Consider the following 13480-nt stretch of genomic DNA (forward strand, 5'->3'; position numbering starts at 1 on the left):
ACATTGAATAAATTTCGTTTTATGGCGGGAGTCCTTTTAATTCCCGCCTTCGTATTTCAGCAGTCGCTTCTTTTCAGGATCATTCAAGTCGTCCTGCTTATCGTCTACTCCTTGCTTCTGGGGCGCCGGTTTCGATTCCTTCCCAATATTGCCCTCTTGCTGGGAGTCACTGTAGCGAATCTCCTTACTCCGGTAGGGGAGGTGCTCTTTCGTATCGGAACCTTCCCGGTCACCTCCGTCGCTCTGGTACAGGGCTTGATGAGGGCCCTACTTTTTATCGGTCTTGTCTATCTCTCCCGTTCTTCGATAAGCGCATCCCTCGCCCTTCCGGGCAAGGGGGGCGCTCTTGTCGCCAGGACCCTGTATTATTTTGAGAAAATTATAAACTTCGATCCTCCGGCAAAAGAGAAGGGCTTCTGGTATGCCCTCACTCACCTTGGGAAGCGGCTGGATCAGATCCTTCTTTTTTGCTTTCAAGAGGCTGACGAGTCACCGGCTGACACCCTTGCCGGGAAGAGGGGAGAGGCTGTGGTGCCTCTGATCGGGATTCGTATCTATATTGTGGTCCTGATTCTCCTCTTCTGGACGCTTTTTGTGATTTCACAAGTTATAAAGGCTTGACACGTTTTTTTCCCCTCGATACCCTTAGTTCTAAGATTTTTCCTTTAAGGAGTCCAAGGTATGTTTACGATTATTGCTCGGTCCATAAACCTTATTGTCCCGGTTATGAGCATTATTATTATCGTAAACATCCTCCTCTCCAGCCTACCAATTTCGATTATTATCCTATCCATTATTGGAAAGTTTCGCCGTTCGAGTATGGCGGCAGGTAATCGAGCCTGTTAGGCTCGGTTATCTGACCTAAATTACCCCGAACGACGAAACTGACTCGCTGTCTCCCTCCCGGAAGGTGCATCCATATGCACCGGGAATGCCGGAGAGGTTTTGTCGTGCCCGGGGAAGATCAAGGAGGTTATGATCTTGAAAGGTGCACGAATATTGGTTGAAAGTCTTTTACTCGAAGGTGTGGACACGATTTTTGCCTATACCGGCGGAAAAGTTATTTCCATCTTTGATCAACTGCAGGAATTTGAGGATCGTGTCCGCTTGATTCTCCCCCGTCATGAGCAAGGGGGGGCCCATGCGGCTGATGGCTATGCCCGTTCCACCGGCAGGCCCGGCGTTGTTATTGTTACCTCCGGTCCCGGAGCCACCAACACCGTTACCGGTATTGCAACGGCCTATATGGATTCAGTTCCCATGGTTGTCATCACCGGGCAGGTCAACCTCGATCAAATCGGAAGCGATGCTTTTCAGGAAGCAGATGTAGTTGGAATTACCATGCCGATCACAAAGGCCAATTTTCTGGTACGGGATGCAAGTGAGATCGCCTATACGGTAAAGAAGGCCTTTCACCTTGCAACCACCGGTCGCCCCGGCCCTGTGGTTATCGATATCCCCGGGGATGTGCAAGCCCAGGATGTGCCCTTTGCGTATCCTGATACGATTGAGCTGCGGGGGTACAAGCCGAACATGAACGGCCATCCGAAGCAGATCAAGTCGGTCATCGGCATGCTGAAACAGTCCCGTAAGCCTTTGATCATCGCCGGCGGTGGTGTCAATCTTTCCGGAGCAACGGAAATGGTGAATCGTCTTGCGGACGAGAAGGGTATTCCCGTCGTCTGTACCCTCATGGGGCATGGCGTGATGCCGAAGCGAAGTGAGCTGCTTCTGGGGCCTATCGGAATGCATGGTACCCTTTACGGTAATTATGCCGTTCAGAATGCCGATCTCATCCTTGCCCTTGGGGTTCGGTTTTCGGACCGTATCGTCGGTGACGGGGCAGGCTTTGCCCCGAAGGCAAAGCTGGTCCATGTGGACATCGATCCTGCGGAGATCGGCAAGAGCATCAAGGCCGACCTTCCCATCGTCGGTACGATCCAATCGGTGCTGGGTGATTTGAACAAGGCCGATATTCCGGTTGATTCCGAACAGTGGATCCGCGAACTCGTCGAGTATCGATCCGCCCACCCTCTGGTTGCCGAGGATCCGAAGAATCCCGGGGGGCTGGCCCCGCAACGATTGATTCAGCTTGCCGGAGAAATCTTCCCCAAAGAGACCATCGTCGTCACTGATGTGGGCCAGAATCAGATGTGGGCCGCCCTGTTTTTCGGCTTTTCCAGGGGGCGCTCCTTTCTTACCAGCGGGGGACTCGGAACCATGGGTTTCGGCCTTCCCGCAGCAATAGGGGCGGCTGTCGGAAATCCCGACAAACCGGTGCTGATGATAAGTGGCGACGGAGGTTTTCAGATGAACCTTCAGGAGCTTGCCACCATCAGGCGTTATCGCCTTCCTGTGAAGATGCTGGTGATAGACAACGGCTATCTCGGAATGGTTCGCCAATGGCAGGAGCTTTTGTTCGAGAAGCGTTACGCCGGTACCGTCATGGATGATAATCCCGATTTTGCCGCCCTTGCCGAGGTCTTTGGCATTCACGGCCGCACCCTCTGGGATGCCAAGGATGCGCAAGATGTTCTCAGGGAACTTGCCGAATGCGAGGGGCCGATGCTGCTTCATGCCCATGTCAGTCCGTCGGCAAACGTCTTGCCGATGGTCCCTGCGGGGAAACCCCTTGAACAAGTTGTTGAGAAGATCTGATCGATAGAAAGGAGAGGCGTATGCGCGAAGAAGAATATACCGATCACACCATTTCCGTGTTGGTGAACAACCACCCGGGGGTTCTTTCGAAGCTGACCAGTCTGATTACCAGGCGGGGCTTTAATATCGAGTCGATCGCTGCCGGACCGACCAAAGATCCCGATATGTTCAGGCTCACCATCATTGTAAAGGGTGATGATCAGAGTGTGGAACAGATTCAGAAACAGCTTTACAAGATCGTCGATACGGTAAAGGTGAGTCCCATCGACCCGCGCAATAAGGTTGAACGAGAGATTGGGCTTATCAAACTCAGGGCCACCAACGGATCTCGAAATGAGGTTCTGCAGATGGTCAACGTATTCAAGGGCCAGGTGATCGATTCCGGCCCCGGCGGCTTTGTTGTGGAGATCGTCGGAAGCAGTGAAAAAGTGGATTCGTTTATCGGCCTTTTTCCACCTCAGCAGGTGGTTGAGGTGGCGAGGACCGGCATCGTTGCGATGAACCGGTGGGAAAAGAAGCAGACCCGATAGCTGCGGGATTGCATAGATGAAATGGAATTTGTTTGTAAAGGAGAACAAAAGATGGCAAAGATTTTTTACGACAAGGACGCGGACCTTTCGGCACTAAAGAACGAGACGGTTGCGGTCTTAGGTTTTGGAAGTCAGGGACACGCCCACGCGATGAGTCTGAAAGACAGTGGTGTGGACGTCATTGTCGGCCTGCGGAAAGGTAGTAAGAGCTGGAAAAAGGCGGAAGCCTACGGTATCCCCGTTTACACCGTTGCGGAGGCTGCCAAGCGGGGAAGCGTCGTTATGGTGCTGCTCCCCGATGAACTCCAGGCAGAGATTTACGCCAAGGAGATCGCCCCGGGGCTTGAGGCTGGAAATATGCTGATGTTCGCCCACGGTTTTGCAATTCACTTCCACCAGATCGTTGCGCCTAAGGGTGTGGATGTCTCCCTTGTCGCGCCCAAAGGGCCCGGGCACATTGTTCGGCGTGAGTTCGAGGCGGGCAGAGGGGTTCCCGGGCTTGTGGCCGTTCACAAGGATGAAACCGGTAAGGCCGAGGCTCGGGCTCTGGCCTATGCAAAGGGAATCGGCTGTACCCGTGCCGGGGTGTTTGAGACCAGCTTTCGTGAAGAGACCGAGACCGATCTTTTTGGTGAACAGGCCGTTTTGTGCGGTGGCGTCACCAGCCTGATGAAGGCGGGATTCGATACCCTTGTCGAGGCCGGATATCAGCCTGAGATGGCCTATTTCGAGTGTATCAACGAGATGAAGCTGATTGTAGACCTTATCTACGAAGGTGGCATGACCCTTATGCGACACTCCATCAGCAACACCGCAGAGTACGGCGATTATATCACACAGGGAAAACTGGTGACCGACGAGACCAAGAAGGCGATGAAGGGAATCCTCGAGGATATCCAGAGTGGTCGATTCGCCCGGGACTGGATCCTTGAGAACAGGGCCGGTCGTCCGTCATTTTATGCCATGAGACAGAATGCGCGAAACAGCCAGAACGAGGCTGTTGGTGCGCAGCTTCGATCGATGATGAGTTGGCTGAAAAGCGACATCGAGATCGAAGAATAGAAAACCATGAAGAAACTCCGGCGGCCAGGGTCGCCGGGGTTTTTCGAAACAAAGGAGAAGGGAACTATGCGAAGTGATAAAATGAAACTGGGATCAAAACGGGCTCCCCACCGATCTTTGATGAAGGCGCTGGGACTCACCGACCGGGAGATTGCCGGTCCTATTATCGGGATTGCCTCGTCGGCGAGTGAACTCATTCCCGGTCATATGCACCTCGCTCAGGTTGAGGATGCGGTAAAGGCCGGCGTTCGAATGGCCGGCGCCACGCCCCTGCGATTTTCCACCATTGGTGTCTGTGACGGGATCGCCATGGATCATAAGGGAATGTACTACTCCCTGCCCAGCCGGGAGCTGATTGCCGATTCCATCGAGATCGTGGCCGAAGGCCACCCCTTCGACGGTATGGTCTTTATTTCCAACTGCGATAAAATCACCCCGGGTATGCTTATGGCCATGGGGCGGCTCAATATCCCTTCGGTTCTCATAAGCGGCGGTCCCATGCTTGCCGGTAACTACCACGGCAAGAGCCTGGATCTTATCTCGGTCTTCGAAGCGGTAGGGCGCCATGCCCAGGGGAACATTGACGATGATGAGCTTGCCGCCATCGAAAGCTATGCCTGTCCGGGAGCGGGAAGCTGTTCAGGCCTTTTTACCGCAAACTCCATGAACTCCCTTGCCGAAGTACTTGGCCTTGCCCTTCCCGGAAACGGAACCATTCCTGCCGTCGATTCCGGTCGTATTCGCCTTGCCAAGGAGGCCGGAATGGCGGTGGTCAGGCTGGTGAAAGAGGATATCTGTCCCCGAAATATTGCAACCGAAGATTCTTTTATGAACGCCGTTGCCGCAGACCTCGCCCTTGGCGGCTCTTCCAATACCGCACTTCATTTGCCTGCGATTGCCAAGGCCTTCGATGTTGATTTCTCAATCGACAACTTTGATCTGCTCGGCCGCAGGATTCCCCATCTCTGCAATCTCTCTCCTGTGGGAAAGCACCATATTCAGGATTTGGAGGCCGCAGGTGGCATCGGCGCAATCCTTTCCCGTCTCAACGAGTTGGGGGAACTGAAAAGGGATGCGAGAAGCGTGACCGGAAAAACCATTGGTGAGATTGCCGATGCTTCCCGGGTTTGGGATGATGAGGTGGTTCGTCCTGTAGGTCGTCCCTACCATTCCGAAGGGGGCCTTGCCGTTCTTCACGGTTCGCTTGCACCGGACGGCGCCGTTGTCAAACTTGCCGGGGTCCCTGAAGCCCTCCGCGTTCATGAAGGACCTGCCGTTGTTTATGAAGATGGGGAAGTCGCAACCGAGGCTATCCTGGCTGGAAAGGTAAAAAGCGGAGATGTTGTCGTGATTCGTAACGAAGGGCCCAAAGGCGGCCCGGGTATGCGTGAGATGCTCAGCCCCACAAGCGCCATCGTCGGCCTGGGCTTGATAGAGAAAGTTGTTTTGATCACGGACGGTCGCTTTTCCGGCGGGTCGACGGGAGCGGTTATCGGCCACGTTTCTCCCGAAGCGGCAAACGGAGGGCCCATCGGCCTTGTCCAGGAGGGAGATCGCATACGGGTCGATTTCAACAAGCGGAGTCTCGACCTCTTGGTGGAGGAGGACGAAAAGAAACGGCGTGCAGGTGCCTTGGCTGAGGCTTCGGCCGAAAAACCTGTGGCCGCCAAGCACAATCCCGATGGCTACCTTGCACGCTATTCGATATTTGTCGGCAGTGCCGCCGAAGGGGCCATCTACCGTAAGGATTTTGTTGAGGCTGCCTCCGAGTCGGTGAAGCGGCTTCAATCGGGAGAAACGTCATGAGTAATGCTTCGCGTGAAAAGATCATGATCTTTGATACCACCCTCAGGGATGGCGCCCAGACCAGGGGAGTCGCCTTTTCGGTGGAAGATAAAATCAGGATTGCCCGGGGACTGGACCAACTTGGTGTCGATTTCATCGAGGGGGGCTGGCCCGGGAGCAATCCCAAGGATGTCGCTTTCTTTCACGAGATGAAAAAGGCCCCCCTTTCCCGGGCCTCTCTGACCGCCTTCAGCTCCACGCGGATGAAGAATATGGCGGTGGAAGAGGATGCCAATATCAGGACCCTTTGCGAGACTGGGGTACCGGCGGTGGCGATCTTTGGCAAAAGTTGGGACCTCCATGTAACCGAGGCTCTTGAAACCTCGTTGGATGAAAACCTTGCAATGGTTTCCTCGACCATCTCCTATCTTCGCGGTCGTTTTGAGAAGATCATCTTCGATGCGGAGCATTATTTCGACGGTTTCAAGGCCGACCGGGGGTATGCCCTGGCGGTCATCGAAGCAGCGGCGTCGGCGGGGGCTGACTGGATTGCCCTTTGCGATACCAATGGCGGCTCCCTGCCTTCGGAGATCCTTGAAGCGCAGGAGGCTGCCGCCGCCCGGGTTACCGTTCCCCTCGGTATCCACGCCCACAACGACAGCGAGCTTGCCGTTGCCAACAGCCTCGTTGCCGTCGGTGCGGGGGCAAGGATGGTGCAGGGAACGATAAACGGCCTTGGCGAACGGTGCGGGAATGCCAATCTCTGCAGCGTGATCCCCAATCTTGAATTGAAAGGGAACTTCCGCTGTCTTCCCGAGGGGCAGCTGGAAAAGCTTACTCATATAAGCCATCTTGTCAGCGAGGCGGCGAACCGGAGCCAGCCCGACTGGCTTCCTTATGTCGGCCGGAATGCCTTTGCCCATAAAGGGGGTATCCATGTCTCTGCAGTTCGGAAAAATAGTCGTTGTTATGAACATGTTTCCCCCGAGCTTGTAGGCAACGACCGTATCGTGACCATCAGCGAATTATCGGGGAAGAGCAATGTGCTTGAGAAGGTGAAAAAGCTGGGGATCGATCTTTCCGACGACCCGAAACGGACCGCAGGAATCCTCAAAGCGGTGAAGGAGTTGGAGGCCAGAGGCTATCATTTCGAGGGTGCCGATGCATCCTTTGAACTGCTTTCGGCAAGGGAACTGGGGACCTTGAAGGATTACTTTACCCTTCAGGGCTTCAGGGTTCTTACCTGGGCGGAGGGCGATGGCAAGTCCTGGTCCGAAGCCACTATCAAGGCAGCGGTTCCCGAGGAGGTCAGTCTCTCCGGCGGCTATTCCGATCCCGTGGAACACACCTCGGCCGATGGAAGCGGCCCTGTGGAGGCCCTTGACAGGGCCCTTCGGAAGGTCCTGGAAAAGTTTTATCCCGTTCTTGGGACGGTAAAGCTTTCGGACTATAAGGTGCGGATTCTCAATGAAGAAGCTGGCACAAATGCGACCACACGAGTCATGATAAGCAGCACGGACGGGGTCGATCATTGGACCACCGTGGGTGTTTCCGACAATATCCTGGATGCATCGTGGCATGCCCTTTGTGATTCGCTTATTTATAAACTGAAGAAAGAGGATGAATCCCGCCGCCATTCCGGCGGCGGGAGCATTGAAGAGGATAAGGAGGTGGCGTATGCCGCGCAGAATTAAGATTTTCGATACAACCCTCAGAGATGGCGAACAATCTCCCGGCGCATCCATGTCGCTGGAACAGAAAATAAAGATGGCCAGTGCCCTGGAGCGCCTGGGTGTCGATAGAATCGAAGCGGGCTTTCCCGTTTCCAGTCCCGTGCAGTTCGAGGCCGTTCAACGGGTCAGTGCAACGGTAAAGAAGGCGGAAGTCGTGGGACTGGCCCGCTGTGTACAGCGTGATATTGACGCCGCCTATGATGCACTCCGGGATGCCGCCCATCCCATGCTCCATATTTTCATCGCCACCAGTCCCCTTCACCGGGAGTACAAACTGAAAAAAAGTAAGGAAGAGATTCTTGATACGGTTCGGGAATGCCTCAATTACGGTGGAAAAGGCTTTTCACGGATGGAATTCAGCCCTGAGGATGCCAGCCGTACCGAGCCTGATTACCTGGTCGAGGTGGTAAAAACCGCCATCGAGTGCGGTGCCACCAGCATCAATATTCCCGATACCGTCGGTTACGCGGTTCCTAAAGAATTCGGCCAGCTTATAAGCTTTCTTGTCGAACAGGTCCCCCAGTTTTCCGACGGTTCGGTTGATCTTTCTGTTCACTGCCATAACGATTTGGGCCTTGCACTGGCAAACAGCCTGGCTGCTGTTCGCAGCGGAGCCAGCCAGGTTGAGGTCACCCTCAACGGTATAGGAGAAAGGGCGGGAAACTGTCCCATGGAAGAGCTTATTATGAGCCTCGATGTAAGAAAAGACATGTTCGATGTCGAGACCGGGATTCATACCGAGTATCTCTATCCCACAGGAAAACTGCTTCAAAGCATTACCGGATTATTAATCCCGCGAAATAAGCCGATCTTCGGAGACAATGTCTTTGTTCACGAATCCGGGATACATCAACATGGGGTACTCAATAAGCGGGAAACCTATGAGATTATGAAGCCGGAACGGATCGGAAGGTCCAGCGAAACCATCATTATGGGGCGCCATTCAGGAAAGCATGCATTGGAAGATAAGCTTTCCCAGTACAATATAAAACTGACCCGTCAGCAATTTGAGGATGTCTTTGCCCGCTTTACCGCGATTGCGGATAAAAAGAAAGAGGTGTACGACGAAGATCTCTTTTCTATCGTCGGTACCGTTTTAGGTGGAGTGGTGAAGGGCTTCTCCCTTCTGTATTTTCATACATTTACCGGTAACAGCCTCATTCCCGGAGCCACGGTAAAGGTACGTTCCGAAGCCGGAGAGAAGGTTGCCTCGGCAACCGGTGATGGCCCCGTTGATGCGGTCTTTAATGCCATAGACGAGTGTGTCGGCATAAATGCCAGACTGAAAGAGTACATTATCCACGCCATTGGATCGGGAAAGGATGCTCAGGGAGAGGTAAAGCTTGAGGTTGAGATAGAGGGCGCTACCTACGGGGGAAAGGCCTCATCAACGGATATTATCGAGGCATCTGCCATGGCCTACCTGAACGCTGTTAATCGTTTTGAGCTGCGTAAGCGGTGAGAAGTGGACATACAAAAACATGAAGCAACGAAACGTGGTGAGACAATACACTTGAGTAAAGGAGATTGATGTGGCAACAGGCCAGAGTATGAGTGAGAAAATTTTCTCCCGAAAGGCGGGCCGAAGGGTCCACCCTGGGGAGTATCTGATGCTCGATGTTGATGTCGCCCTGGGGAACGATATTACCGCCCCGGTGGCCATTAACGAGTTTCGGAAGGCGGGAGGGAAAAAACTTCGTTACCCCGACCGTGTGGTCCTTGTTCCCGACCATTTTGCGCCGAACAAGGATATTAAGTCTGCCCAGCAGGTGAAGCTGGTGAGGGATTTTGCCAATGAGCAGGGTGTGAAGCACTTCTTCGAAGTGGGACGCATGGGAATAGAGCATGTGATCCTGCCGGAGATGGGGATCGTAAGGTCCGGTGATTTGGTTATCGGCGCAGACAGCCATACCTGCACCTACGGGGCCCTCGGTGCCTTTGCTACCGGTGTCGGCTCTACGGATCTTGCCGGTGTGTATCTCACCGGCAAGGCGTGGTTCAAGGTCCCTTCAGCCATACAAGTCCGGCTTACAGGAAAATTTAGAAAGGGTGTGGCTGGAAAGGATCTGGTGCTTTACCTGATTCATATCCTCGGAGTAGATGGAGCCAACTACCGGGCAATAGAATTTACCGGTCCGGGAGTCGCCAGTGTTTCCATGGACAGCCGTTTTACCGTCAGTAATATGGCTATCGAGGCTGGCGGTAAGGCTGGACTCTTTCCCGTGGACGATGTCACCATCGCCTACGAAGCGGAGCGAGGCATCAAGGTTGAGCCCTTTGCGGCCGATGAAGATGCCGTCTGGGAGCGCAGCATCGATATCGATCTCGCCGATGTTCCTCCCATGGTTGCATATCCCTTCCTTCCTTCCAACGGTAAGAGTGCGGCGGAGGCAGAGAAGGAGAAGGTGAAAATCGATCAGGTCGTCATCGGAAGCTGTACCAACGGAAGAATCGAAGATCTCAGGGTAGCTGCCGAAATACTGAAAGGGAAAAAGGTTGCGCCATCCGTGAGGTGTATCATCTTTCCGGGAAGCCAGAAGATCTATCGCCAGGCGGTAGAGGAAGGCCTTGCCTCGATTTTTGTAGATGCCGAATGTGCCTTCTCCACACCAACCTGCGGTCCCTGCCTTGGCGGTCACATGGGGATCCTTGCAGAAGATGAGGTTGCCTTGAGTACCACAAACCGGAATTTCGTCGGAAGGATGGGGCATCTGAAAAGCAAGGTCTATCTTGCAGGACCGGCGGTCGCCGCACATTCGGCGATTACCGGCTACATCACCGATATCCGTGAGGGGGCGTAAATGAGCGATACCACCATGAAACGCAAGGGCAGATGTTTTGTCTTCGGGGATAACGTCAATACGGACGAGATTATCCCCGCACGTTACCTTTCCACCAGCGACCCTGCAGAGTTGGCTCTCTACTGCATGGAGGATGCCAGAAGCGGCTTCGGCCGTAGGGACGATCTTGCAGGATCGATCATGATTGCCGGTGAAAACTTCGGCTGCGGCTCCAGCCGCGAGCATGCTCCCATATCGATCAAGGCCTCGGGTATCGGCTGCGTCATCGCCAAGAGCTTTGCTCGGATATTCCTGCGCAATAGCTTCAATATCGGTCTTCCCATCATTGAGCTTCCCGAAGCCGACCAATTCGGCGAGGGCGACGAGGTCGAGATCGATTTTGATCGGGGACTTGTACGTAACCTTACGAAGAATAAAGAGTTTACGTTCAACCCCTATCCCGAGTTTTTGAAAAAGGTGATCGATTACGGGGGCTGGCTTTCCTATGCCAAGGCCGAATTGATGAAGGAGGGAGCATGAAGACCTTTCGTGTTGCAGTCCTTCCTGGAGACGGTATCGGCCCCGAGGTCATGACCGAGAGCCTTCGGGTTCTTGAGGCGGCCGGAAAGAAGTATGACATAGCAATGAAATTCGAGCAGGCGCTTATCGGGGGAGCCGCCATCGATGCCACGGGATCTCCCCTTCCTGATGAAACCCTCAACCTCTGCCGGTCTGCAGATGCCGTTCTCCTCGGTTCTGTCGGCGGACCGAAATGGGACAACTTGCCGCCGAAACAGCGGCCGGAGTTGGGCGGCTTACTTGCCATTCGCAAGGCCCTCAAGCTCTATGCAAACCTGCGGCCGGTTCGCCTCTATCCCGCGCTCTTTGATCAGTGTCCGGTTCGGATTCCTTCGGGATCGGGCGTTGACCTTTTAACGGTCAGAGAGCTTTCTTCGGGAATCTACTTTGGCGAGCCGAAAGAGCTTGATGAGAGCCATGGCCTCGATACGATGCTGTATGAGGCAGAGACGGTGAGCCGAATTGCAAAGGTGGCCTTCGAGGCGGCAGCGCGGCGCAGGGGAACATTGACCAGCGTGGACAAGGCAAATGTACTTTCCGCCAGCATCCTCTGGCGTAATGTGGTGGCAAAAATGGGAGCCGATTACCCTTCCGTTGAGCTGAACCACATGTATGTTGACAATGCTGCCATGCAACTTATTCTCAATCCAGGGGGCTTCGATGTCCTCGTAACGGGGAATCTTTTCGGCGACATCCTCTCCGATGAATCGGCGGCCCTTGCCGGCAGCCTGGGAATGCTTCCTTCGGCAAGCATTGGTGAAAGCGTGAATCTTTTTGAACCGTCCGGGGGATCTGCACCCGACATTGCGGGAAAGGGCATTGCAAATCCGATTGCCCAGATCCTTTCGGGAGCCATGATGTTCGAATATTCCTTCGACCGGGTGGATGCCGCACGTGCCGTTGAAGCTGCCATTGAGGCTGCCCTAAACGACGGCGTTCGTACAGGCGACGTAGCCGGTGGCGCCTCCTCTGTCGGGACCCGACAGATGGCTGACGCGGTGATCAAACGACTCTCCTAAAGTAACTTTTTTATCACGTATAGCGGCGGGCCCTTCTGGGAGTGCCGCTATACGTGTCTATATTGGTGTATTGATACCAATATCTTTTTTCTTTATTTGCGTTTTCTAGTCTCGGCATATAAAATTGTGAGAGAAAGGGTCCGGATTGTTTGAAAGACGCCTTTGAGCAGGGAGTGACGCATGGAAATCGAGAGTTCGGAAGAGATCCTCACGTTTTTTCAAAATCTTCTCAAATCAACCGATACCATTATCATTATTGCCGATGCCGATGTTCATATTAAATATTGGAATGAGAAAGCAGAACAGTTTTTTAATATAAAAGAGTCCTCTGTCCGGGGACGAAAACTAAGCGATATCGCTATTCCTCAATTTATAAAACCGGTCATGGAGGCCGTCAAAGAAGCGGTGGAAAAACGATGGCAGGTATTTCTCCCCGACCTTTACATCAGGCAGGAGAATGATACCGGACGATATATCGGGCTGAATATTGTTCCGATCTATCTCCAAAGCGGTACTCATGCCGGTTTTCTTATCGATGGAAAGGACATTACCGAAACCAGGGAGATGAAGCGACAAAATGAAGAAAGCCAGAAATTTCGTGCCATAGGAGAGATGGCTGCGGGGATTATCCATGAAATCAATACCCCGGTCCAATTTATAAAGAACAACCTACAATATTTGAATGCCTGTACCGATGAGGTGAGATCTTGGCTTAACACGCCGGGAAGCGAGGGAAAGAGGGAGATTCTTTCCACCGTAGAGGATTTTCCGGAGGTCCTTCACCAATCCCTTGAAGGAATCGATCGTATCACCAGCATCATTCGGTCTCTCCGCAATTATGCGCATCCGGGCTATGATAAACCGGTGCCGTTTTCTCCCTCCCAGGCCCTTGAGGATGCAGTGACGCTTTCCGAGAATCAGTGGAAACATATAGCCCGACTTCATACCCTTCTCCCGGAAAAGCCTATCATGGTTCAGGGCTTCCCTTCGCTCTTTTCTCAGGCCATGGTCAACATCATTATAAACGCTACCCATGCCATAGAAGAACGATTTGGCGATGACGCCCTCTCTAAGGGAATTATTGAGATAGAACTTGAAGAAGTTGGCAGTAGGGCGGTAATTCGGATCAGCGATAACGGTACGGGAATGACCGAAGAGGTTAAAAGTAGGGTATTTGAGCCTTTTTTTACCACGAAGCCTCAGGGCAAGGGCACAGGGCAGGGACTTGCCATTGTCTATACGGCCATAACCGGTAAGCATAGGGGTTCGATCCATGTGGATTCTCTTTCCGGAGAGGGGACCACATTTACCATCGAGGTGCCGAAAGGATGAAA

12 protein-coding genes are annotated in these 13480 nt (G+C 53.4%); all 12 read left to right on the top strand.

Annotated features, from left to right (window positions below):
- Positions 1–3 precede the first annotated feature (3 nt).
- The 12 genes from SPIRS_RS08105 to SPIRS_RS08155 all read left to right on the top strand — a co-directional run bounded on the left by SPIRS_RS08105 (position 4) and on the right by SPIRS_RS08155 (position 13478).
- Positions 4–621, top strand: coding sequence for a hypothetical protein (locus SPIRS_RS08105; RefSeq protein WP_245537733.1), 618 nt, complete (start codon positions 4–6; stop codon positions 619–621).
- A gap of 60 nt (positions 622–681) precedes the next feature.
- A complete protein-coding gene (locus tag SPIRS_RS22500) occupies positions 682–846 on the top strand; it encodes a hypothetical protein (protein WP_013254194.1) in 165 nt (54 codons plus the stop codon).
- A 129-nt stretch (positions 847–975) separates the two neighbouring features.
- The gene (gene ilvB / locus SPIRS_RS08110) at positions 976–2658 is read left to right on the top strand and encodes a biosynthetic-type acetolactate synthase large subunit (RefSeq protein WP_041866016.1); all 1683 of its coding nucleotides are present in this window, start codon (positions 976–978) and stop codon (positions 2656–2658) included.
- Between the two features lie 20 nt (positions 2659–2678).
- Complete coding sequence (gene ilvN, locus SPIRS_RS08115) at positions 2679–3188, top strand: acetolactate synthase small subunit (RefSeq protein ID WP_013254196.1); 510 nt, start codon at positions 2679–2681, stop codon at positions 3186–3188.
- Positions 3189–3239: 51 nt separating this feature from the next.
- On the top strand, positions 3240–4250 hold the full coding sequence (gene ilvC / locus SPIRS_RS08120; protein ID WP_013254197.1) for a ketol-acid reductoisomerase: 1011 nt from the start codon (positions 3240–3242) through the stop codon (positions 4248–4250).
- 66 nt (positions 4251–4316) lie between these two features.
- Entirely contained in the window at positions 4317–6056 is a 1740-nt protein-coding gene (gene ilvD / locus SPIRS_RS08125) for a dihydroxy-acid dehydratase (RefSeq protein WP_013254198.1), read from the top strand.
- Positions 6053–7729: a citramalate synthase gene (gene cimA / locus SPIRS_RS08130; RefSeq protein ID WP_013254199.1), complete on the top strand. Its 1677-nt coding sequence runs from the start codon at positions 6053–6055 to the stop codon at positions 7727–7729. Before ilvD ends, cimA begins: the two co-directional genes overlap by 4 nt.
- Positions 7713–9230: a 2-isopropylmalate synthase gene (locus tag SPIRS_RS08135; protein WP_013254200.1), complete on the top strand. Its 1518-nt coding sequence runs from the start codon at positions 7713–7715 to the stop codon at positions 9228–9230. The genes cimA and SPIRS_RS08135 overlap by 17 nt, the downstream gene beginning before the upstream one ends.
- Before the next feature lie 70 nt (positions 9231–9300).
- Positions 9301–10569 carry a 3-isopropylmalate dehydratase large subunit gene (leuC, locus tag SPIRS_RS08140; RefSeq protein ID WP_013254201.1) on the top strand — a complete coding sequence of 423 codons (1269 nt, stop codon included), beginning with the start codon at positions 9301–9303 and terminating at the stop codon, positions 10567–10569.
- The gene (locus SPIRS_RS08145; protein WP_013254202.1) at positions 10570–11088 is read left to right on the top strand and encodes a 3-isopropylmalate dehydratase small subunit; all 519 of its coding nucleotides are present in this window, start codon (positions 10570–10572) and stop codon (positions 11086–11088) included. It begins immediately after the preceding gene.
- Entirely contained in the window at positions 11085–12146 is a 1062-nt protein-coding gene (gene leuB / locus SPIRS_RS08150) for a 3-isopropylmalate dehydrogenase (RefSeq protein WP_013254203.1), read from the top strand. The genes SPIRS_RS08145 and leuB overlap by 4 nt, the downstream gene beginning before the upstream one ends.
- A gap of 180 nt (positions 12147–12326) precedes the next feature.
- Positions 12327–13478 (top strand): PAS domain-containing sensor histidine kinase, encoded by a 1152-nt coding sequence (locus SPIRS_RS08155; protein ID WP_013254204.1) that lies wholly within the window; start codon positions 12327–12329, stop codon positions 13476–13478.
- The last annotated feature ends 2 nt before the right edge of the window (positions 13479–13480 follow it).

Source organism: Sediminispirochaeta smaragdinae DSM 11293 (assembly GCF_000143985.1).
GTDB lineage: Bacteria > Spirochaetota > Spirochaetia > DSM-16054 > Sediminispirochaetaceae > Sediminispirochaeta > Sediminispirochaeta smaragdinae.